The 21,552-nt window shown below is 46.6% G+C and carries 18 protein-coding genes; 8 read left to right on the top strand and 10 right to left on the bottom strand.

All coding sequences use genetic code 11. The features are described 5' to 3' along the window. Window positions 1-144: 144 nt before the first annotated feature. The 3 genes from ACP15Y_RS14775 to ACP15Y_RS14765 are packed head-to-tail and all read left to right on the top strand — an operon-like array spanning window position 145 to window position 3,894. The gene (locus ACP15Y_RS14775; RefSeq protein WP_424983879.1) at window positions 145-1,986 is read left to right on the top strand and encodes an ATP-dependent nuclease; all 1,842 of its coding nucleotides are present in this window, start codon (window positions 145-147) and stop codon (window positions 1,984-1,986) included. Continuing rightward, window positions 1,976-3,304 carry an ATP-binding domain-containing protein gene (locus ACP15Y_RS14770; protein WP_424983878.1) on the top strand — a complete coding sequence of 443 codons (1,329 nt, stop codon included), beginning with the start codon at window positions 1,976-1,978 and terminating at the stop codon, window positions 3,302-3,304. The genes ACP15Y_RS14775 and ACP15Y_RS14770 overlap by 11 nt, the downstream gene beginning before the upstream one ends. 11 nt (window positions 3,305-3,315) lie before the next feature. Further along, a complete protein-coding gene (locus tag ACP15Y_RS14765; RefSeq protein WP_424983877.1) occupies window positions 3,316-3,894 on the top strand; it encodes a super-infection exclusion protein B in 579 nt (192 codons plus the stop codon). Between the two features lie 274 nt (window positions 3,895-4,168). Here ACP15Y_RS14765 and ACP15Y_RS14760 read toward each other — a convergent pair whose 3' ends face one another. Further along, window positions 4,169-4,525, bottom strand: a complete 357-nt coding sequence (locus ACP15Y_RS14760) for an iron chaperone (protein WP_424983876.1) — start codon at window positions 4,523-4,525, stop codon at window positions 4,169-4,171. Between the two features lie 167 nt (window positions 4,526-4,692). On the opposite strand from ACP15Y_RS14760, the gene ACP15Y_RS14755 reads away from it, so the two are divergent. Next, a complete protein-coding gene (locus tag ACP15Y_RS14755) occupies window positions 4,693-5,421 on the top strand; it encodes a DNA alkylation repair protein (protein WP_424983875.1) in 729 nt (242 codons plus the stop codon). Window positions 5,422-5,651: 230 nt separating this feature from the next. After that, complete coding sequence (locus tag ACP15Y_RS14750; protein WP_424983874.1) at window positions 5,652-6,494, top strand: SDR family oxidoreductase; 843 nt, start codon at window positions 5,652-5,654, stop codon at window positions 6,492-6,494. 302 nt (window positions 6,495-6,796) lie between these two features. Here the strand turns inward: ACP15Y_RS14750 and ACP15Y_RS14745 are convergent, their stop codons facing one another. From ACP15Y_RS14745 to ACP15Y_RS14730, 4 genes are all read right to left on the bottom strand, one after another. Then, window positions 6,797-7,876, bottom strand: a complete 1,080-nt coding sequence (locus ACP15Y_RS14745) for a GGDEF domain-containing protein (RefSeq protein ID WP_424983873.1) — start codon at window positions 7,874-7,876, stop codon at window positions 6,797-6,799. A gap of 232 nt (window positions 7,877-8,108) precedes the next feature. Continuing rightward, window positions 8,109-9,944 carry a putative bifunctional diguanylate cyclase/phosphodiesterase gene (locus ACP15Y_RS14740; RefSeq protein WP_424983872.1) on the bottom strand — a complete coding sequence of 612 codons (1,836 nt, stop codon included), beginning with the start codon at window positions 9,942-9,944 and terminating at the stop codon, window positions 8,109-8,111. Window positions 9,945-10,259: 315 nt separating this feature from the next. Next, complete coding sequence (locus tag ACP15Y_RS14735; protein WP_424983870.1) at window positions 10,260-11,411, bottom strand: HPP family protein; 1,152 nt, start codon at window positions 11,409-11,411, stop codon at window positions 10,260-10,262. A 167-nt stretch (window positions 11,412-11,578) separates the two neighbouring features. Then, entirely contained in the window at window positions 11,579-12,892 is a 1,314-nt protein-coding gene (locus tag ACP15Y_RS14730; RefSeq protein WP_424983869.1) for a putative bifunctional diguanylate cyclase/phosphodiesterase, read from the bottom strand. A 304-nt stretch (window positions 12,893-13,196) separates the two neighbouring features. Between ACP15Y_RS14730 and ACP15Y_RS14725 the strand changes: the two genes are divergently transcribed. Then, window positions 13,197-13,475, top strand: coding sequence for an ArsR/SmtB family transcription factor (locus tag ACP15Y_RS14725; protein ID WP_424983868.1), 279 nt, complete (start codon window positions 13,197-13,199; stop codon window positions 13,473-13,475). Between the two features lie 79 nt (window positions 13,476-13,554). Here ACP15Y_RS14725 and ACP15Y_RS14720 read toward each other — a convergent pair whose 3' ends face one another. After that, entirely contained in the window at window positions 13,555-13,806 is a 252-nt protein-coding gene (locus ACP15Y_RS14720) for a DUF6552 family protein (protein WP_424983867.1), read from the bottom strand. After that, the gene (locus ACP15Y_RS14715; RefSeq protein WP_424983866.1) at window positions 13,796-14,500 is read right to left on the bottom strand and encodes an SDR family oxidoreductase; all 705 of its coding nucleotides are present in this window, start codon (window positions 14,498-14,500) and stop codon (window positions 13,796-13,798) included. The genes ACP15Y_RS14720 and ACP15Y_RS14715 overlap by 11 nt, the downstream gene beginning before the upstream one ends. Before the next feature lie 125 nt (window positions 14,501-14,625). Between ACP15Y_RS14715 and ACP15Y_RS14710 the strand changes: the two genes are divergently transcribed. Continuing rightward, complete coding sequence (locus tag ACP15Y_RS14710) at window positions 14,626-15,477, top strand: LysR substrate-binding domain-containing protein (protein ID WP_424983865.1); 852 nt, start codon at window positions 14,626-14,628, stop codon at window positions 15,475-15,477. A gap of 750 nt (window positions 15,478-16,227) precedes the next feature. On the opposite strand, the gene ACP15Y_RS14705 is transcribed toward ACP15Y_RS14710, so the two are convergent. Both ACP15Y_RS14705 and ACP15Y_RS14700 read right to left on the bottom strand, forming a co-directional pair. After that, window positions 16,228-16,686 (bottom strand): hypothetical protein, encoded by a 459-nt coding sequence (locus ACP15Y_RS14705; RefSeq protein ID WP_424983864.1) that lies wholly within the window; start codon window positions 16,684-16,686, stop codon window positions 16,228-16,230. 87 nt (window positions 16,687-16,773) lie between these two features. Continuing rightward, on the bottom strand, window positions 16,774-17,688 hold the full coding sequence (locus tag ACP15Y_RS14700; RefSeq protein WP_424983863.1) for an MliC family protein: 915 nt from the start codon (window positions 17,686-17,688) through the stop codon (window positions 16,774-16,776). A gap of 244 nt (window positions 17,689-17,932) precedes the next feature. Here ACP15Y_RS14700 and ACP15Y_RS14695 point away from each other — a divergent pair, with 244 nt between their 5' ends. Continuing rightward, entirely contained in the window at window positions 17,933-19,531 is a 1,599-nt protein-coding gene (locus ACP15Y_RS14695) for a winged helix-turn-helix domain-containing protein (RefSeq protein ID WP_424983862.1), read from the top strand. Window positions 19,532-19,915: 384 nt separating this feature from the next. Here the strand turns inward: ACP15Y_RS14695 and ACP15Y_RS14690 are convergent, their stop codons facing one another. Continuing rightward, window positions 19,916-21,127 carry a tyrosine-type recombinase/integrase gene (locus ACP15Y_RS14690; protein WP_424983861.1) on the bottom strand — a complete coding sequence of 404 codons (1,212 nt, stop codon included), beginning with the start codon at window positions 21,125-21,127 and terminating at the stop codon, window positions 19,916-19,918. Window positions 21,128-21,552: the final 425 nt, after the last annotated feature.

Below are 21,552 nucleotides of genomic sequence, written 5' to 3'. Positions count from 1 at the left end.
ACCTGAATTGACGCTTCGCCCTTCGAGATTGTTGCATAATGGTAGTTTTAAGTGCGGATCGCATTTCCAACCGATGCACATCGATATAAGATCGCCAAATACTAGTCACCAGATTTCTAACCTTGACCAATACGGGAATATTTGATGCATATCCATCGTCTCAAGATTTCGGGCCTGCGTGGGGTGCAAAAAGCAGATTTTACTTTTGGGAAACACTCCGTTCTTGTTGGCTCAAATAATAGCGGCAAAACAACAATTGTCGAGGCACTTGCTCTGCTGCTTGGGCGGGATCGTTTGGTTCGGCGCTTGACGGAACATGACTTTCACCAAAGTCGTCCCATCGAAACATCGCGGATCCTAATTATTGCGACCGTCTCAGGTTTTCCGGAGAACGATCCGCAGCATAGTCCCTCTTGGTTTGCGATGGGCCACGGAGGGGTTGAAAAGTGGCTCAACCCAAGCACAGGTGAGCTGGCCGCATCGGCGGATGAGGAACACACAGATCTTAGTGTTCAGATTGCATTCGCGGCCCGATTTGACATCCACGAACTCGAAGCCGAAACCATCAGATTTTTTGTGGATGATGAAGCAACCCTTAGTGATCCGTTCCATGAAGACACAAACTACACTCTGATTTCATCAAAGACGCTTCAAGAACTTGGATTCTTCATGGTTCCGGCGTCCCGCACATGGGACAAGTGGATTTCGTTTACGTCAGAGCTTTTTCGGCGTCTCGTAGCGACATTAGGTGGTTTACCTGCGACTGCAATTCGCGATGCACGGGAACGTCTTTGGGAACCGGGAGCAGGCCAGCGACTAGAAGAACAAGATGGCCTCACGGCAATTGTAGAGCAGGCCAATGATGAACTTGGAAAGCTCATGCCTTCATCACCAAGGCTTCAGCTTCGGATTACAGGGACAGACAGCAACTCAGTTCTTGAAAGTGTTGTGCCTCACTTTGCGCACGGCGACGGCCCAACCCTCCCTTCCGCCCGGCAGGGAACTGGTCTGACTTCATTGCAAAGTCTTCTATTGCTGATGCAATTCGGAAAAGCCAGAGCAGATGCGAATAAGTCATTCGTCCTTGCGGTTGAGGAGCCTGAACTACACATTCAACCTTCTCAACAAAAGCGGCTAGTCAACCGGCTAAACGCGCTCTGCGATCAGACTATTGTCACTACACACTCACCACTTGTCGCGGCGATGTTCCCTGTCGAAGCAACTTACTTTGTTGATAATGACGGTGGACAAATGTCTGTTTCGCCATTGTCAAAGACAACACCCGCTGGTCCGACCAATCACAAGCAACACCTCTTTTTTGCTTGGCGACAAAAGTTGATTGCGGCGTTGATGCATCAGCGTGTTTTGATCCCAGAGGGTATCAGTGATGTCGCTTGGTTAGAGGCGCTCCAAACTGCTTTGGAGCTTAGGCAAAGTTGGGATTCGCCTGAAGACGAACAATCGAGGTTTTCGACGTTTGTTGGGGTTGTGCCCACAGACGACGCAAAGATCGCTGAGACGCACGATGTGGTTAGACAGGTCCATCGTCATTGCTCAATCCTTGTTGACGGAGATCAAGCCGGTAAGGAGTATCTAGCGGAACTGAACGCGGCTGATCCATCGCCTAGGGCGGCAATCATATGGCCAAACGATTGGAAAATAGAACACGTTGTCACGTGGATCGCGGAAGCGAACATTGCTCAGGTTTTACCCCGGATAGCTGAAGCCAGTGGCGAGACAATCGGTAATGTGGCAGAGCTTTCTGCTTTCTTGGAAGATAGGAAGTCCTACGCCCCCACACAAGAAATCACGTCGGCAATTCTGATGAGCGAAGCCGCATGCCGCAAGCGGGCAGCGCAACTACTTAATGCGCTCTGCGACACTTTACTTGATCCGTCAGTTCAGAGTTCTCCAATTTTAGTTCGGGAGGCCGAAGATAGCGATGCAATGCCCACCTTCCGGTTCGATCCGCCCAATGACGTTTGATTTCTTCGAAGGACCTGCTGGGTCAGGAAAGACCTTCAATATGGTGGCGCACGCCCGTCAATTAATCGAGAACGATGCGTTGAGTGAGGGGCAGCGTATGCTTGCCCTTACTTTTATGAATGGCGCGAGACGACGGCTGACTGCAAGCCTAAATGCCGAAGCGTCATTCAGACGGAAGTTCGACTGTCTCACGTTTGATTCTTTTGCTCAGTCATTGGCCGGACGTAGAAGCGCTAAATTGACCAACGAAATGCGGCGGCAGGCAGAGGAGTTGGGCCAATTTAACGGGCCTTGTTTCTTGGCCAGCCAACTCTTGCAAGATGCAGAGGTGCTCCGTTGGGTGGCAAGAACTTACCCCTTGGTTCTGGTCGACGAGGCTCAAGACCTTGATGTCCATCGGCAAGGAATAATTCTCGGTCTAAAGGAGTATTGCACGGCTGTTGTTGCTGCAGACAGCTTCCAGTGCTTGACTGACGGTCAAGAGACAGCGAATTTCATCGCCCAGCTAGAACACGCGGGAACCACTCATTCTCTCACCCAGTGTCACAGGACAACAAAGGAAGGTTTGCTAGCCGCCGCATTGGCTGTCAGGAGAGGTGAAAACACACTAGACGTATTGAATGAGGAAACTATCGGGAAGACTGACAGGGTTCATTGGGTCGGTGAAGGTATCGAACTTTTGGAAGTTCCAGCCAAGGCCAATAATCCAGGGTTGCTCGCCTGGAATTTGGCGTTTCAATTGAGACGTGGCTCTCACGACGTTGCAATCCTCACTCCGGACTCGAAGAACACGATCATACGTAACGCAATAAACTCGGTCACAGAAAAGCAAGGTCCATGGCCACACAACGCATTCCCAGTCAGTTGGGAAGGCCGTGACAACAGCATTGCGGATGATTTGTCGGCGGAGATAGGTTTTCCTGCCTCGGCTTCATACGATGAGGTGTGTGAATTACTGGAAAAGCACTTGGAGGAGCCAACGGTCAAATCAGTAGACCGGCGTGTCCGCAGACTTCACAAGGTAACGGGCCAAAGAGAATTCGAGAAAGCTCAACTGGTGTCATTTATCTCTGATGCGGTCAGAACCAACACACGTCTTGGCTTCAAGAAAAGTGCGAAGATTAAGGCCATGTCCATCCATGGAGCAAAAAACAGAGAGTTTGACAGGGTTATCGTTCTGTGGCCGCAGTCGGTTACCGGAGGCGATGAGCACAAGAGGCGCTTGCTATACAATGCAATGACCCGAGCGAAAAACCATTGTACGGTCATTGTTCTTGGACAAGGGCGACTAAATTCGGTCCCGTTCGCACCATCTTAAAGAGGTTTTGCATGGAATTCATCACCCAATTCTTTCAGGCGTTGAAGTCGCCCAAAACTGCTTTTGTACTGTTTTTGTTTAGTGGAGCGCTCTTGTTTGTTCCTATTGACAGATTGGGGTTAGAGCAGCCCGAGTTTACTGATACTTACCAGACGCAAATCTTATTGGTTTTCTATTTGTCTTCGGCAATTCTTGTCTTGGAGATCGTGATTTGGGCGGTTCTCACAATCCGTGCTCCCTTCCAAAGGCGCGCAAAAGAGAAGGCTTATCATGAACGTATTGAAAAGATATTCTATTCCTTAAACCTCGAGGAGCTTTGTGTGCTTTGGGTAATGACCCAACACGGCACGAAAACTATAAAAGCTGATTATAATAACCATGTGATGGTATCACTCAGACAAAAAGATGCCTTGGACTTGTTGCCCGGCCCCCACAACGTGAATGAGGCACATCACTATATGTCAGACGCACTTTACGAGCTTGTAGCGGAGCTCGGCTATGAACGCATGCCCGAGGATTTTCGGAACTCTGCAACTTTTGAAGATGATGTCCGAGAGATTGTGCGCCGTTCTACAGACTGGCGCGTTTGAAGTTAATCTGCCCAGCGATCATATATCTGTAAGTCACGATTTCAGATGGGCAAGAATCACTTCACACAGCTACTATTGCTGCAATCTGCTAGGTGTTTAACGTCAGCTATTGGGATGGAGTATTAAGCGCAAAGGACACTCAAGGAATGTCAGCTATTGGGATAATCAGCATATAGTGAAAATCAGTCAGCAAGAACGAAATTCGGAAAACAAAATAGTTTCCAGCTGTGAGGTAGAAATTATGCTTGCGATGCCCTGAAATTGGCCTTGATCTTTAAAGGCGAAGATCTTTACGCGAAGATATGGCCAGTTTCTTAAGCAGTTCATCCGTAATGGGGTAGCGGGTTGTGAAGGTCACGCCTGTCTTGCTCGCCTTGAGGCCCGCATTGGTGATGTCTTTCGCATGCAATGCAATGGCACCTTTGCTGAAATACAACCCGCATTGTTTGCTGAACGCTGCATAGCCGACGACAATTGAGTTTCCAATCGCAAAACCCGGCATGTCATACATTATCCGCTCTTCTGCGTCAGGGAGGGCTTGTGCCAATTGCTTTCGCAGGTGGCGCAAAAGTGGACGGTACTGTTCTGGCGCTGCAGCTATGTATGCATCATGATCAGAAAATTTTGGCATGCTTTAGCCTAGGTCAAAAGTAGTTAGTGTACAACAAAACGAAATGCGAGCTAACGGCACGATGCCTGTTGTTGATGAACGATGCGGGCACTTAAAACGCGTGAACTGAGTGTTCCAATAATTTGGATGGCAGTTATGTCCTAATCGAGCATTTAGATGCATACTGAATGCAATCAAGTGGCGAGGCGAGCAGCATGAACAAATTAGACATCCTTGAATATTTGCAGTCGAACCAAGATGAACGTGGCATGGCCCATTGGCAAAAGCATGTCGATAAATCAGGTGGCCTGAAAAGTTTCGGTATTGGTCTCACGCGTTTGCGAAAATTTGCCAAAACGATAGGCCGCGACGCGGAGTTTGCCGACGAGCTTTGGCAAACTGATATTTATGAAATGAAAATTTTGTCGTTGCTTATCGATGATCCCAAAAAGATCACTATCGAGCAGGCCGAGCGCCAAGTGGAACAGCTGAATGGTGGATATTTGGCGCATGTTTTTTCTTCGTGTGATGCGAGATTGGCAAAAACGCCTTTTGTTGTGGAATTGGCAGATAAATGGATCGAAAGTGACGACCATCAACGCGTGCGTTGTGGTTACGGGTTGCTGTATGAAATATCAAAAGATCAGCGCAAGAGTGCACCTGACGAGCGATATTTTCTGGCGCACATCGATAAGATAGATAAGCGCTACAACAGCCAAAGCATCAATATACTCATGGCGATGGCTTCTGCCCTTATGGGGATCGGCAAACGTACTGCGGCTTTAAATGCAGCTGCCGTAAAAGTTGCGAAAAAAATCGGCCCAGTCGACTTTGATCCAGATGGCAGATGTGATCCTATGGATGTGTCAAAACACCTTACTGCTGAGTATGTTCAGAAGAAGCTTGGGCTGGTTTAAAGTTTGTGGTCGTCCAGATGAAATTGGTGGGTCAAATTCCAATGTTGAATATAACGCGTGCAAAGATTTCCGCCGTCACTCGTGGTTTTTTGTTAACCCTGGATCGTGATTGGGATTGGCTGAGCACAAGCTTTGGATCGCTTTTTTTAGGTAGAAATCTTATGAAGTTACGCGCCATAAAAAGTGTGATAGCCATACCAAGTCAATGCATAACGTGAAGATGTGGAGAAATGGCAAGTTATCTTGTTACTGGCGCAACTGGCAATGTCGGCAGTGAAGTACTTAAGCTGCTAAGAGCTCAAGGACATGATGCTGTTGCAGGTGTTCGGAAGCTACCAAATGACTGGGCCTCGCCAATAAACCCGTCCAATATAGTGGACTTTGAAAAACCTGGAGTGCTGCAAACAAAGTTTGACGCAATATTCTTGGTTCGTCCGCCTCAATTGACTGATCCAGCGTTATTTAGGCGACTTCTTGACCCAATTGAACGCAATACAAAAATTGTATTTTTGAGTGTGCAGGGCGCGGATAAGTTGAGCTATCTGCCTCACGCAAAAATCGAAAAAGTGATAGTCGAAATGGGGTTTGACTATTGTTTTGTCCGCCCAAGCTATTTCATGGAAAACCTTGCAACGACTTTGTTTGAAGAGCTTTCCGAGCGAAACCGGGTCTATCTGCCAGCTGGCAATTTGAAACTTGATTGGATCTCTGTGTTAGATGTTGCAGAGCTTTGTACAAAGGCATTGTTGCGTGAAACTAGTGCAAATCAGATTACGGCGAGCAGCGGGCATAAATTGGGGTTCGAGGAAGTCTGCGATAAGATCAACACCACAATTGGGACTTCGTTTCAGTACACGCCGGCATTATTGTTTCCATACATTTTTTATATGAAACGCCAAAATGCAAAATGGAGCTATATTTTTGTGATGCTCTTGCTTCACTATTTTCCTCGCCTCACCAAACCGCTGGAAAACAATGCTACTGAAATCGAAAAGATACTTGGTCGGTCTGCGGAAACGATTGAGGAGTTCGCATTGCGAAAGCGAATTGAGCTTTTGAACAAGCACAGGTGAGAAACGAGGTGTCTTGCAGGAGATACAAATAACTTAAAACGCGTATCTCTCCTCCGCAAAGCGAATGCCTTCTTGCGGCATAGAGTTATTAGCTTCGCTCTCAATGAGAACAAAATGCGGCATTTTTTTTTACAAGGAAGTTACGTGACAAATGGGTGTGCTAAAATATGTTGCAACATGTCTGCTGACGCAGGTTAGCAGATTGAGTGTGTTTCACCTATTTTTCGTAAGGATTTCAAGCTGAAACCTAATGTTAGTCGGTAAGGAAATACTTTTGAGGCCTTAGCTTTGAAGTGAGCTTGTCAAGTGAGTGTTGACATTGCGCGGTCTCGACCTTCGCGCTTAGCGCGATAAAGTGCTTGATCAGCATTTCTAATAGCTTGCCAGAACTCTGTCAGCTTTGGGCAATAGTCTGCTATCCCGGCGCTAGCTGTGACTGAAAACTTGTGAGTTCCTGAAACTATTTTAGTAGATCGGATGTGATCCAGAATCCGATCCGCAGAAATTGTCGCGGCTTTGGAGTCTACTTTTGGCATGTAGATTGCAAACTCTTCTCCGCCAAGTCGAACAACAATGTCTTGGGGGCGAGTATATGTTTTGATCGTTTCGGCAATCGAAACCAATGCGCGATCGCCACCATCATGGCCATAGTCATCATTCACCGCTTTAAAATGATCAAGATCGAGCACAATAAGGGACGACAAATCATCTTTTTTTGACAGTGTTTCTAGATGTTCTTCGAATCCGCGCCGATTCAAGAGGCCAGTTAGATGATCGGTGTTTGCAGCGGTATTTAGCTGGTCTGTGAATTCAATGATCTGGTGTTCTCTTTCAATTAATAGCCCTAAAATCACGGTGATAAGGATGAACGAAGTGATGATAATTGGATACAAATTCAGGAATAGACCAATAGCAATGTCGTGCGGCAAGATAAAGATCGCCAGAAATTCAAGTGAAATGAACGCACCGCCAGTAGCAAGCTTGACAAACTTAGGTCTGGTGCTGCGCGCGTAGGCACGCATCCAGAGATATCCGAGCAACGCTGACAGTAGAATTCCAACGGTCCCACTGAGTGCGCCGGCGCCGCCAATATACAGCCGAGCAGCTCCCGCAAAAATTGCAACAATTACCGCGGCTGGCAACCCCCCAAACGCTGCACCTAGCGCTACCATGATGGCACGCCCATCAAAAATGATGCCAGGCGCAAACTCAACGGGTGTGAACATTGCGAGAAGTGCAGCAGATGAAAATAGCAATCCGATCAACACCGACTTAATGTTGGAGCCTAAGTTCATTCTCACAATCACGCCGTAAACGAGTGATATCAGTGCCAATATCCCCATGGCTTCTATCAGACTTACGATGAATTTGAACTCAAACATATTCTCCCCCAACAAAAATGTGCTCGTAAAGATGTTGCCTTCAGAATATTAACAAATTTGAGGCATCTGGGTGCATTGCTTTAAGGAGGTTAACAAAGCGTCACTCAAGTGCGGATTGTGTTTGCATGGAAAGGCGAACTTTTCCAAAAGTATAGTGCGTTGCAGTAAAATGCGCTTCACATGATTTGAAGGTCCGCTTTGGGAAATCGTATTACTTATTTGTGATTCAGACTTAACCGAATCCAATAGAGAGTACTGGCGAGTTTTCTGCAATATACTGATCTACACGATTTGCAGACATTGGTCGGGCAAAAAAATATCCCTGCAGCGTAGAGCAGCCAATTTTTGAAAGTAACTCTATTTGATCTGCTGTTTCTACACCTTCCGCTATGCAAGTCATGCCAAACGACGCACACAGTCTCACTATGGTCAGTGTGATTTCGTGGGCGCGAGGATCATGGTCGGCGTTTTGTATGAACGATTTGTCGATTTTGACATGATCCAAAGGCAACTTTTGCAAGTAGCTTAAGCTCGAGTTGCCAGAGCCAAAGTCATCTAACGCGATTTGCATACCAGCTTTGCGCAATCGATTAAGCGATTGGACGGCGCGTTCAAAATCTCGCATCACTGCGGTTTCTGTGATCTCAATCGTAATGCGTTTCGGATCAAATTTTCGATCCCTTATTAAAGACAATATTTGGGTTATGGCTTCGTGTGAGCACAAATCCACCGCCGAAAGATTGAGCCCTAGTTTTAGATTTTGGGGCCATGTTTCGGCAACATCAAGCGACTTGCCAATTAGAATTTTTGTCAGATTGCTTACTAGGCCCGTTTGCTCAGCAGCAGGTATGAAATGATCTGGCGGGACTGCCCCCATGGATGGGCTGTTCCATCTAGCTAGTGCTTCAAAGCCAATTATGTTGATGGACGCTATATCCCAAATGGGTTGAAACACCATCGAGAATTCTGCTTCAAAGTCGGATTCTCTTAGGTTCTTTGCCAAGTTTGCTGATGATAAAATATTTTCTTCATGATGTAGATTGAATTCAACAATCTCACCTCTTTTTTCCTGCTTTGCAAAACAAAGTGCAAAATCTGCCCGTTCAAAAAGCAATCCGGCTTCTTCAGCGGCGTCAGGAAAGTATGCGATGCCAGCCGTGGCTGACACAACGGCGCTGCCTTCGTTAAATAAAATTGGATAGGAAATAACGCCTAAAGTTCTCTCAATTACATCAACAACGACTTGGTGTGGCGTTTCCCAAATGATGATTGCAAACTCATCTCCCCCCAAACGGGCAAGGAATGAGTTGGGAGGCAAGCAATTTTTCAGTCTTGCCGCGATTTCAACCAGCGTTTTATCGCCGGTTGGGTGCCCAAAAACATCGTTGATAGGTTTAAACCCATCTAGGTCTAGAAGGACTAGTGCAAATTTCTCACAATCAGGATCTTCAATTCGAGTTTGGAGGAAGTGGAAAAAATGTCTTCGATTTGCTAGCTCAGTTAAGCTATCCAAATTTGCAATTTTGCGAATTTTAGTATTTGCCGCATTTAACTCTGATTGTTTTTCAATGCTGTTTCGAAAATGTTGATTGGCGCGATCAAGGACAAAGATCATAGCGCCGATGACCAACACCATATTAACAGCTATCGCGTGGAAAACGGGCTCCGGTTGCGTTATCAAAAATAAAGATGTCGGTATGACAACAATGGCAAACATAATGGCTGAGGCCTGCCGAATTGTCATCAGACAGGTGATAATTGTTGTAAGGGTAACGCCTATGAAAAAAACAACCTGACCTTTTGTGTATGCGTCGCCGTAAGTGAACAGGGATAGCGACCAAGTTACAAAAACTGCTGATAGCACGATTGCAAATATGAGCGTTATTCTCAGCGCATTTCGTGCCCGTCTGAGGCTGATTTGGGCGTTTCGTTTGTGAAGCCAACTAAGTGTCCTCACGCCGCTCAACAAGAGTAGGAAAGCAGGGAAATAAACTGTCAAATGACGCGGCGCCAAATTAAGATGCGTCACGCAAAGCGAGAGCATATTGATGCTCAAAATCAAATACATGAGCGGAACTTGACGTTGTGCCGTTCTATGGCGCGCGAAGATCACTGCGCTCGAGTCATGCCTCAAGCTAAAATATGTGCCAACTTTGCTAATAGCGCGCGATATCATCATCCACCAATTTGCCTAATGGCGTGTTAGTCTAACCAGTATTGGTTTTTATTTGATGAAGAGTTCGCACGAGAACCGCCTGGCCAATTGAATAAGCCGGGGGAGGGTCTTTGATGTTTTGCTTAGGTTGTGTCTGCTATTAGATGCGGATTGCGTCTAGGTGTGTTGTGAAATCATCCTGCAAATGAAGGAATTATTGATACCTGCTTAAGCGCATTTGCTAGATGTCACCATTTCCTGGCTAGTGAGCAGGGCACCTATAAGATTTGCCTGTGTGACCATGCCGATAACTTTACTGTTTATATCGATGATCGGAATTTGGTGAAGTCCTTTTTCCGCCAGTGCGGGCACCAGCTTCGCAATAGGTGTGTCTGAATCTGCAGAGACAACAGTTCGGGTCATGATGTCTTCCACTCGCAAAAATCGTGTTCCAGAAAGTAGACTTTCAACATTTGAGGTGAGTGTGCCCCCAACTTGCCCTTCAACACTGAGTGCACGAGATCTTACGAAATCATGTTGGCTAACAATGCCCACAAGGCGGGAATTTTCATCAACGACCGGCAGTGCATTTAATCCAGACTTTCTAAGGGTTGACCATGCCTTGTTGAGGCGAAGTCTAGGTGACAATGTGATGCCGCAAGGCTCCATGATATCACCACAAGAAAAACCTTTTAACTTGCGTTGATATGATTGCAATTGGACTTGATCCATTATCCAATCCAATTGGTCAGGACTAACGTTCAAAACCTCATCATACCGTTTAAGTGCTTGGTTCAGATCATCCGGTAGCGTGGACAAATGAAGACTATCTAATTGAGTGCTCCTTTCACCTGTATCAGTTACTGGAATATGCGGGTATTTTTTGCCTGACAGATTGTTAAATAGGACTGCCATTGAAAGCAAAATCAATGAATTCAGGGAAATGGGTGCAACAACCGCGTGATATCCGAATTCAGATATTGTAGGCTGACTTAAGATAACGGTAAGTGCTACAGCACCACTAGGTGGGTGTATGCAATTTGAAAAGAACATTAAGCCGATTGTGAGCGAAACAGCCAATGAGGCTGCTAAAACTACATCGTCTACGGCCAGTAAGATGATTAACCCACTCAAAAGTGCGACAGTGTTGCCAGCTAATATTGACCAGGGTTGAGCAAATGGACTTGTTGGTGCTCCGAATAGCAAGACAGCAGAGGCGCCCATCGGTGCAACAAGTATACCAATGGCTGCTTGGTCCGTCATAAACATGCCGGTTGTAAACCCGGAGACCAAAAGACCAAGAAATGCACCTAATGACGCGCGGAACATTTCGCGCTTACTCACAGGGGCAAGGGCTGGAAAAATATTTGGCTTACTCAAGTTCACAAAAATTCGTCACGCTATGTTGTCAATCTTGAGGGAACATATCTGTCATCTTAGAAAAAGCCAGATATGCATTGGCTTTTTTCGGCGAAAAAATAGAAAATGTGTCTCAAAACAAAAAGATGACGAGTATTGGGATTAGTGCCCAAATTTCTACAAATCTTCTAAGCGAGATTTTGGCTCTCGAAATTCTCTAAATCTGTAGGCTTCCCATAAAGATATCCCTGGAAGTCGGAAGCGCCAAATTCACACAAAAGCTTATGCTGTTCTTCGGTTTCCACACCTTCGGCCACTACATTTTGTCCAAGATCATTGCATAGCTGAACCAGGTTTTTGACAAAGGTTTTGCTGCCATCATTCAGTGATGCATCCCGTACAAAACTGCGGTCGATTTTAACGTGCTGAACGGGCAATTGTCGAAGATAGGATAAAGAGGAGTAACCGGTTCCAAAGTCATCTAGCGCAACGGTGATGCCCAGCTCATTTAATGTTGCTAATTTTGTTCTCGCTATTTCAAAGCCGGTTACAAGCACGCTTTCAGTGATTTCCAATGTGAGCCTCTCGGGATTTACGCCTGTGCGATTCAATATCTTTTTCAAATTCTCTTCAAACTCGTCATGCATTAGCTGTTTTGCGCTAACATTAAGAGACAAATTCATATGTTGAAGTTTGGGGTTTTGCTCCCATGATTTCAACACAGTGCAGCCTTCTTCAAGCACCCATTTGCCAATATCCGGCATCAAATCGAGCTGCTCAGCCTGAGGAATAAACGATGCTGGTGAGATTTCGCCTTTATCAGGGTGATGCCACCTTATCAAAGCTTCTGCGCCTATGATTTTCCTTGACTTATCTACCTGCGGTTGGAAAACCAGTTTAAACTCTTTGTTCCACAAAGCCGACATTAGGCGTCGACTATCTTTGTCCTTCCGAACGAGCTCTGAATGGATCGCATGAACTGACGCTGCCAATATGATTGTGGCCATTGTCGCATTTGCCCATGTACCAACTGTCCTAAGTAAATCTGGCATTTGTAGAACATAAGGTGATGCCAAGGGTGCGCAAGACAAGACAATAAAGGCCAACAAACAAATCACAATAATCAGGAGTTGGATGTTAGATTTCTCTCGCTGATAGTTAAGATACCCAAGCGAAGCAAGTGAAAGCAGATATATATGAACCACCCGCGGATATTCAGCCGTTGGGACGTCTAAAAGGATGCCCATTGTGATGGCAACAAGCAGAAGTCCGACCTGAGCCAAAAAAACTCCAAACCTGAGGTGACCTTTTCGCATAGAAAAGTAGATAACACCTCCAAGCGCCACGATGATTAAGTCCATCCCGACGACAAGCCACCAGCCCATAATGATAAATACAGCGGCCCATGCAATGCCAATCGCCACAAAAGACAGCGCCCCATACATGTAGGCCTTTGCCATTCGCTGACTAAAATCTGAAGCGGATTCTGTCTGGATTTCCACAAAAACCCCATATTGTGAGAAGTCGATGAAATTCGAGTTTAATTAAACATAACTTAGTTACAATTATCGTTGGGTTAACTGCGAACTGAATAAACGCCATCATATTTCTGAATTTCTGCGCAATCTCCTCCACGAACAGTTCAGCAACGATCGGCTTATTCGCACTACGAAATAAAATGACGCTGTAATTTGTTTTGTGTGAAACAATTATACTTGAATATCAGGTGGCAATGTGCCCCATTATATCCACATTCAAAAAATTAGATGCATAATAGTATTAGTCGTTTCTTGAAGAGAGGTCGGTATGCTAAGCCGTGAACAAATTGAAGATGCTGCCAGTCTTGCCCATGCTTTTTCGTCCACCACTCGCATGCAAATTCTCCTTGAACTGCTTCAAGGCGAAAGGTGTGTCGAGGAACTTGCTAAGTTAACTGAATATACCGCGGCAAACTGTTCTCAACATTTACAATTGTTAAGGCGTCTCAAGATTGTACGCGCGTTCAGGCGTGGACATTCCAATTTTTACCGCCTGGAACACACAGAGTATGTAAGATCCGTACTATGTGCATTGTTGCGCAATTGACAAGACCCAAGCACCAAATGACTGTTTGAGACAATACCTACCGAATGTTACATAATGTCCGAAGCGCCGCTTTCGCTTATCAGCTGCTTGCCATACCTGCAATCATTGCGCCGAGCGCGACAAGATGGACAAGCATGAGCGCCTTATCATTCCATAGCGCGCCAACGGCGAACCATCCCACGACACCAACGAGAAGCAGGTAGAGGTTCCAAGGCGTCCAGCCAAATCCCGTCGCAGTGTATCCCATGATTTGAACGATGGACGCTCCCCACTTGACCGCAAAGACAATGCGTTTGCGAGGTGAAGCGAGGGCCACGGTATCAGACTGCACGGGTTAACCCTCCGTCGATGCGCAGGTTCTGTCCTGTCATGTAGCCACCATTTTCTGAGGCCAGCCACGCAATGAGTGACGATACTTCTGAAGCATGGCCGTAACGTCCCATGGGTATACGCGCCTTGCGGTCTTCCGTTTCAGGCAAGCTGTCGATGAAGCCAGGGAGGACATTGTTCATGCGAATATTCTCTGACGCATATTTGTCCGAAAAGAGCTTCGTGAAGGCAGCAAGCCCGGCGCGGAAAATGCCTGAGGTCGGAAAAATCGGATCTGGTTCGAATGCCGCAAAGGTTGAGATATTAATTATTGCTCCGCCGCCAAGCGCCTGCATTGTAGGTGTGACAAGCCGGGTCGGGCGGATCACGTTCATAAGATAGATTTCCATCCCTTGATGCCAATCGTCGTCGCTTATTTCGAGCACTGGTCCTTTTGGTCCATGGCCGGCTGAGTTCACTAAGACGTCGATGCGACCCCATCGATCTTTCGCACCCTCGACCAAAGCGTTAAGCGCTTCACAATCAAGGTTGGAACCAGTTACGCCAAAGCCGCCAAGTTCGTTGCCAAGTGCTTCACCTTTACCGGACGAAGATAAGATACCAACTTTGAACCCATTTCCCGTCAATTTGCGAGCCGCATCCGCACCCATGCCGCTGCCGCCTGCTGTAATCAATGCCACTTTTTCTACTGTCATTTTCGGTATCCTTTCGAATTTTGGTTGTTTATAATGGGTTTAATGAATAAATTCGATTGAGAGTTTGTGTTGCATGACAATAGAAATACTATCGCAGAATGACTGAGCTCCCACCACTCAACAGTTTGCGTGCTTTTGATGCGGCAGGCCGCCGTCTCAGTTTCCGCTCGGCTGCCGATGAATTGGGAGTCACGCAAGGCGCCGTTGCGCAACAAGTGCGCCTGCTCGAAGCACATCTCAATGTGACCTTGTTTGAACGGGTGCCGAAGGGGCTGAGGTTAACTTCTGCCGGACGCCGCTTTCACAACCGTATTACCGCGGTTTTCGCAAAACTTCGATCCGCAACGGCTGAACTTAGACCAGAGCCGGACAAAGTTGTTATCAGCGTCACGCCAACCTTTGCTGCAAAATGGCTGATCCCAAACCTACCAGAGTTCACGGCAGCACACCCAAATATCGATTTGCGGATTATGGCGACGGAAAAAGTTTCGAGCTTCCATAGCGACGGAATAGACCTCGCAGTGCGCCAAGGGTCGCCGCCGTTTGGCGCATCTTTGGATGCAACGCTTTTGTTCAAACAATCGCTAATCGCGGTAGCGGCGCCCAAATTTAGGGGCAAAGGCGATAATCTTCTTGATTCAGAAACTCTCGCTAACGAGCCAAAAATCCATGACACTCATGATCTATGGCCCAGCTACCTTGCGCATTTGGGTGTACAAGATCAGACTACTCGACACTTTCATCTGAACCAAACGTCGCTTGCGGTTGATGCAGCCATCGCCGGGCAAGGTGTAGCTTTGGTAAGCCGATTTCTAGTGACACATGACCTTGAAGCCGGACGTTTAGTCGAGGTTGGCTCAGCCTGGAACGCAGATAAAAATGACTTTTATGTCCTCATGCCGCGAACTGCCAAAGAGAACGAGTCGGTGGCCAACGTCATGGCTTGGCTCAAGTCATGCTCTACCGAAGATATCTGAGAACGTTGATTGAATGCGGTAATTTGGATCATTCTCTCCAACGGCAGCAAGGTCCGTCAAGCCGACGACTATTGTGAGCCTATTCAAGACCTTCGACACTTCTTACCAGCAAGTATGCTTAGACACTTGCAGTTATGGCTTTATACAGCGTAAGCGTGCTTTTACTAAGATATCTCGTTGTTTGTTCTTATACATTTGCATAGTCATGAACAGTTCTGAGCCTTGTTGCTCCAAGTCCATTTGAAAAAATTCAGATTCTGGTGCTCCGACCCACAGGCCACCACCAGTGGCGACGGAAGAGTCGCCTTCGACCCAATTCAATTCAGAATGCCATCCGTTGCTCCCAGTAGCGGAGTATAGCTGTTGGCTTGGTAGGGACTTTATTGTTACGTAGCAATTGTCACATTGGCCCGCATTTGAGTGCGTTTGCTTGTATTTGCTGCAGAATTCAGCCTGTGCCGTGTTCGAAAGGGCCAATAAAGCGACGGAAGCAAAAGCGAGTTTCAGAGAAGAATGAAGAATTCTCATGGTGTTACTCCAGTTCGAGCGAAACATTGAGCGGCTCCATCACCCAAAGACAAGTGAAGGAGGCTTAGTGTTGCAAACATGCTGTGTGGGTAAGGTCGAAGGACAATGGTTGTTCCGAGCAAAGCCGGCGCTCGGCTTCTTGCCTGAAACAACGGTGCCTTTGCAACTTCACCGTACATGCTCGCTTTGATGATCGGAAACAGCGTAGCTTGACAATGGCCGTTAGTAGGCCCGTTCTCCCAGCACTGAACCGCCCGGCAAGCCAGAGGAACTGACATCGTCATTGTCATGAACAATTAATGTTCTAATTCTGGGTGTTTCGGTGTAAAGAACCAAGCTCGCTGAACCGGCATCTTCCTGTGACCATTGGACTGTAACGTTGGAATCCAGGCTTGGACCTGTCCAAGTATTGCTACCTGTTTTTACATAAAGACCTAAATGCCTTCCATCCCCGGCCCGAATTGAAAATGCCGTCAGGCGGTCAGGCGTCTTTTGCTGGGCGGCTGGACGCACGCAATCAGTACCGTCGCTGTTTGCCACCAGGGGCGGCGTGCAGGTGAGCAGAATTTGCTGCGCATATGCACTTGTCAGCGTCCCCGCGTTTGCCGCGAGCAAAAACGCAACTGAAAGCGCCGCTCTAGCCAGGTTGTTTGTCTGATTCTTGTTCATATTACGGATCAATTTATGTTCCTTTTGGTTGGAACGCCCAGTGCATCGTCGATGGGCGTGTTGGATATTTTCTTGAAATATTCAGTGGTTACCTGCCGGTTATTGTTCAACGCAACTGTCGACACCACTAGGGTGCTGGAGCGTCACGTAACTCGCTTTGCTCAAGAGCGTGAACCTACCGTCCGTGTAACGGGACCCGGAGCCGGAAACAGCCTGCTCGAGGCGCCGTTCCGGCGAACCGTCGATGCTGAAGATCACGTGGCCATTGCCTCTGTTCACATAGGTGACCGTCAGCGGCAGGCCTTCTGCGCAGGTGTAACGCACGGTGGTTGACGTCGCCGCTAAAGGCGTGTCGCCGCCTGTCCGTGCAACTCCTGACATATCAAATGCATCGGTTATGGAATAAAGATCAGTTTTTGGATCAGATCCTACAGCGTAAGAAATCTGACCTCGATAAAGGTCAATTTGGATGGATACATTGCGCGATGCGTCAAATAGATAGACGGACCATTCATCCCGATATTCTTCTTGGAACTGAAAAGTCACTTGTCCTTGCATATCTATTTCATGCCATTGTCCGTTGCCTGCATTTGCAAAGCTGCCCAATGCGTGATTGACTTGGCTAACTACGTATCCGTTCACACTTGGAAACACTGGGAATTGTTGGCTTACAGGCTGTTCCGGTTGCAGTTTTGGGCCATTGCAAACACGGAAAATGGTAGGATATGGGTTTTGTGAACACATGATCCCACCCCATTGATAACCCACACGACCATTACGATAGCGGATTTTGAACCATTCGTATCCGTTCATCATGGCACCTGTGCCATTTAAAATGAGGATGCGGTCGCCTTCGAAAAGACTGCCGACCTGTTTGTGGTTCATTGACGGCCCACTTCGGACTTTCCCGCCATAGGAATATCCCTCCTGAGGGAAATCAACATCCGGGGATGCCTGAATGGTGGTGGGGGAAAACAAAAGAGTGAGAAGGAAAAATATAAGCAAACCGCGCATAACAACTCCGAATTCAAATGTAGGCCAATGCACCCGTTATTCTTTCACCGCGAGCAAGCAACGCAATACTGTTAGTAGTTTCAATATGAATGCAGTCTGGTTGATCATTCACTTGCAAACATATTGAAATGTCTATGAGAAACGTTAGGCAACAATTGTTGTAGAAATATTTGCAGGCCTTGAGATTGGTAGATATTGTACATAGTCTAAAAATCCATTGTGTGACGCGTCGGGGAGTAATTGCATGGAGCGTTCAATTAGACTTGGACATCTGAAGTTTGATGAATCATTCTTCTCGGCCACTTGCGATGATGGTAAGCAAGTAAACTTTACCAAGGCGGAAACGAGTCTACTTAGGCACTTCACTCAACATACCATGCGACTTCAAAGTCGATCCCAGTTACTAGATGTGGTTAGCTTCGGTAGCGACGAGAAATTAGATCGAAGCATTGATTTTTTGATCAATCGTCTAAGGCAAAAGCTTGGCGACAATGCCAAAACACCAGTCTTTATCGCTACTCGATATGGGGAGGGATACATCTGGCTGGCCAAACAAACCAATGAGCAATCCTTGGCAAAAGATTGCCATGCTGTCGTCGGTCCTATTTTGGGTCTCAATCATATCGGCATGGAGCGAGCCGCAGCCCTTGCGTTTTCCAAGCAGTTTCACAAGAATTTCGAAAAACACTTTGACGATAAATTGCTTATTGAGTTTCATCCTGATGTTCAGGCGTCGCAAACGCTTGTATCGGAAGCACCGGAAGTCGGTGTTGAGCTCAGCTATGTTCTCGTCGATGGCGAATTAGAATGTGTGTTTCGCGGCTATCAATTCAGTTCAGATAAAACTCTTTTTGCGAAAAGAATTTGTGTTTCCAAATCGCTGGAACCCAATATTGAAACCATAGCCGAAGAGATTTCCGGTACGCTAAGAACTGCACTTGCGAAGCAGGCAAAAGGCCACGTTCCCCTGGCCGTTGGCATGATCGAAGCCGGAAAAACATTTACGGGCATAAAAGGACATTGGTCAGAGGGTGAAAAGAGCTTGCGCAAGCAGGTAGAGGATAATCCAGTTGATTATCACGCCAAAATTATGCTCGCGACGAACATCCACACCAAGTATCTGCAAGACAGTGTGCAAATCTTCAGTTCCAACCACGATCCTCGCAAAAGCGATGAAGATGAAATTGAAGCGCTTGTCACTTCAAGCTTGCCACACCTTCAAAACCAACCATCATTTTTGCTGCCAGCAGCCAAATTGCTGTATTTTATTGATCGCGGATATAATGATATGGCTTTTAAAATGGCAGAGCGCTTGCACAAGGAAAGCACTTCCTTAGCAGCATCACTGCCTGTGGTTGGACAGATGCGAGTGTTCGCTGGGCATAATACAGAAGGGCAAGTTGCGCTTGATCATGCCTTAGAGCTTTGTGATCCAGGATCGCAATATGAGGTCTATTTGTTGATCTTGAAATGTGAAGCCATGGTCGCAGTAGCAAATCGTCATGGTTTGGACCAAATTCTAGAAAAGGTTTGCACTTATGTTCCCCAAATCGAGGTCTTGATGCATGTCTTGTTTACCAGTGAAGAAAAACCATCCAAAATTGCTCAGCAAGCGCTAGTCAACATGTCACCCGCACAAGCAAACGGTATGCTTATGCTTATGCACTATGTCTATGGGCGACTTTTTAAGAACCCCACTCATGCTGCCAACGCGTATGCCACGCCAGTATCACTTTTCTCAAGGCAGTTTGGCACAGAAATTGTTCCTGAGGAAATCACTCGGTTCTTAAAACGAAACAGTGAGAATGCTGAAGCAAGTTCGAGGACCTTGGCACAAGTTTAGTGGCTCCAATGAGAACACTCAGTATGTTCCTGAATACTCGATGTTTGCTCGCAGCGGTCTACCGAAAACGGGTACATTGCTTTCGTCCAATATCCGCTTTTCGAATTTAAATCTTCAGGCGCATGATCAATCAGGCGACCGCATGCCTCACATTTGGGCTTGGTCGCTTTGTCCGCAAAGCCGCCTTTAAAACAAATCCGGGCAAGGCATTCGTCGAAGGTCTGCTTTGAGGAAGCAATGCAAGTGATCCCAATTTCTGCTTTTGGGAATTTTTCCCTGGAGGATTTCAGTGCAAAGCAAAATAACGCTTCCGCATTATTGTCATTATAACAAATCTGGCCGGAAGTTGTTCTTATAATTGAAGACAAAATTGAAAATGTGAAACTAATTCCCCAAACAAAAATCAGCCCAATGCTGCATCATTGCTCTGCGCTGTTCGAGTAAATCAGTGCGGTGATATGCGGCCTCGGTGCTGCTCTTAATTGTGTGGGCGAGGGCACGTTCAGCAAGATCGCGCTGGAAGCCATTCTCTGATGCCCAATCGCGAAAAGAGGAGCGGAAACCGTGTGCGGTGGCATGTCTGTCAATCATGTCGCTCGGTATATTCTGCTCTCGCAAAAACTTGGTGAATGCCATATCGCTAAGTGGGCTATTTCGAGACGAAGGAACAACCAAGTCTGTATCGATATCTCTGTGACAGTGTATTTCGTGAAGAATTTCGACAACCTGTTTCGCAAGTGGAATTCTATGTGCAGCGCTCGCTTTCATCCGATCTGCGGGGATAATCCAAACTGAATTGTCGAAATCAACTTCTGACCAGTTCATTCCCCGAACTTCACCTGAGCGTGTTGCCGTTAACAGCAGCAGTTTGAGAAGGATTTGCGTAGAGCTAAGGTGCCCTTCAGTCAGGAAGTTTACAACAAAGCCTGGGACCTCACGCCAAGGGAGCGCTGGATGATGAACAACACGTTCTCTCTTGCTTGGCTGACGAGGTAAAAGGTCATCTACAACGCTGACAGGACTTGCTAAAATGTAGCCATGGGCAGCGCACCATTTCATGATCCTGTCGCAACGTTGTTTAACGCGAGAGGCGGTCTCTGGCTTGGTCAGCCAAATGGGCCTCAAACAATCGGCAAAATCCACTGGACGAAGATCATTGACTTTGATCGAGCCAATCTGAGGGACAACAAACTTTTCTATGGTGTTTATCCACTGGGCAGAATGCTTTGGATTCTTAAAAGAGGGCGAAATTTCTCGATAAACCTTGCGGGCAATACTAGCAAAATCGGGAATATCGTGTTCAGCACGAGCGTTGGCTTCGGCGAGTTCCTTTTCACGCAAAGGGTCTAGCCCGTCCTCCACAGCAATGCGGTGCTCAAATGCTTCTCGCCTTGCAACTTTGAGGCTTTTTTCAGGAAACGTTCCCAGACCCATTTCGCGTCGCTTTCGCGTGAGTGGGGAAGTGTAACGAAAAAGCCATTTCCCATTACCAACCTTTGTAGCAGAAGGATAAAAATATAGGCCTTGAACATGAACGTCCGCGACCGGCTTAGATTTTGGTGAAATCTTCTTTAGTTTAGTATCTGTCAATGTCATTTCAGCCCACCATCTAGCCCACCAGCCTAGGTTTGATTTACTGATTTTAATTTTGACATATTTTGATAGAAGAAATCAATAAGGTGTTGAATATAAAGATATAAGTCGGATCGATTTTGACCGATTTTGATTGATATTTACACCTTAAAATACAGACTCTCTCTCCGCCATTCACTTTCTCAGATTAAGTCCATTTGTAAGAAGTGCTGATTGCGTTCAACTACAGCTCTTTCAGCATTTTGCGAAGCACAGCAAATTCGTTGGCTAACTTAAATTCCAATTCGCTATCGTGATGTTTAAAGGTTCGCTTCGGAAGTGCAACGTTGCGAAGGTACACTGAATTATCATTTGGGATGTGCAGCCATTTGCCGACTTTGATTTCAGCTGCATCATTGACGAAATGCGAAAATGTGCTGTCACTTCAA

It is taken from the genome of Maritalea sp. S77 (assembly GCF_049801075.1).
Taxonomy (GTDB): domain Bacteria; phylum Pseudomonadota; class Alphaproteobacteria; order Rhizobiales; family Devosiaceae; genus Maritalea.
The sequence above is the reverse complement of the archived record's forward strand: the minus strand, read 5'-3'. Positions and strand labels throughout refer to the sequence as shown.

Excerpts from the sequence above, each read along its gene's own strand:
- ACP15Y_RS14765 (WP_424983877.1), top strand. The coding sequence starts at position 3,316 with ATGGAATTCATCACCCAATTCTTTCAGGCGTTGAAGTCGCCCAAAACT.
- ACP15Y_RS14715 (WP_424983866.1), bottom strand. The coding sequence starts at position 14,500 with ATGACAGTAGAAAAAGTGGCATTGATTACAGCAGGCGGCAGCGGCATG.
- ACP15Y_RS14695 (WP_424983862.1), top strand. The coding sequence starts at position 17,933 with ATGGAGCGTTCAATTAGACTTGGACATCTGAAGTTTGATGAATCATTC.
- ACP15Y_RS14775 (WP_424983879.1), top strand. The coding sequence starts at position 145 with ATGCATATCCATCGTCTCAAGATTTCGGGCCTGCGTGGGGTGCAAAAA.
- ACP15Y_RS14740 (WP_424983872.1), bottom strand. The coding sequence starts at position 9,944 with ATGTATTTGATTTTGAGCATCAATATGCTCTCGCTTTGCGTGACGCAT.
- ACP15Y_RS14690 (WP_424983861.1), bottom strand. The coding sequence starts at position 21,127 with ATGACATTGACAGATACTAAACTAAAGAAGATTTCACCAAAATCTAAG.
- ACP15Y_RS14755 (WP_424983875.1), top strand. The coding sequence starts at position 4,693 with ATGCAATCAAGTGGCGAGGCGAGCAGCATGAACAAATTAGACATCCTT.
- ACP15Y_RS14750 (WP_424983874.1), top strand. The coding sequence starts at position 5,652 with ATGGCAAGTTATCTTGTTACTGGCGCAACTGGCAATGTCGGCAGTGAA.
- ACP15Y_RS14700 (WP_424983863.1), bottom strand. The coding sequence starts at position 17,688 with ATGCGCGGTTTGCTTATATTTTTCCTTCTCACTCTTTTGTTTTCCCCC.
- ACP15Y_RS14770 (WP_424983878.1), top strand. The coding sequence starts at position 1,976 with ATGACGTTTGATTTCTTCGAAGGACCTGCTGGGTCAGGAAAGACCTTC.
- ACP15Y_RS14725 (WP_424983868.1), top strand. The coding sequence starts at position 13,197 with ATGCTAAGCCGTGAACAAATTGAAGATGCTGCCAGTCTTGCCCATGCT.
- ACP15Y_RS14745 (WP_424983873.1), bottom strand. The coding sequence starts at position 7,876 with ATGTTTGAGTTCAAATTCATCGTAAGTCTGATAGAAGCCATGGGGATA.
- ACP15Y_RS14760 (WP_424983876.1), bottom strand. The coding sequence starts at position 4,525 with ATGCCAAAATTTTCTGATCATGATGCATACATAGCTGCAGCGCCAGAA.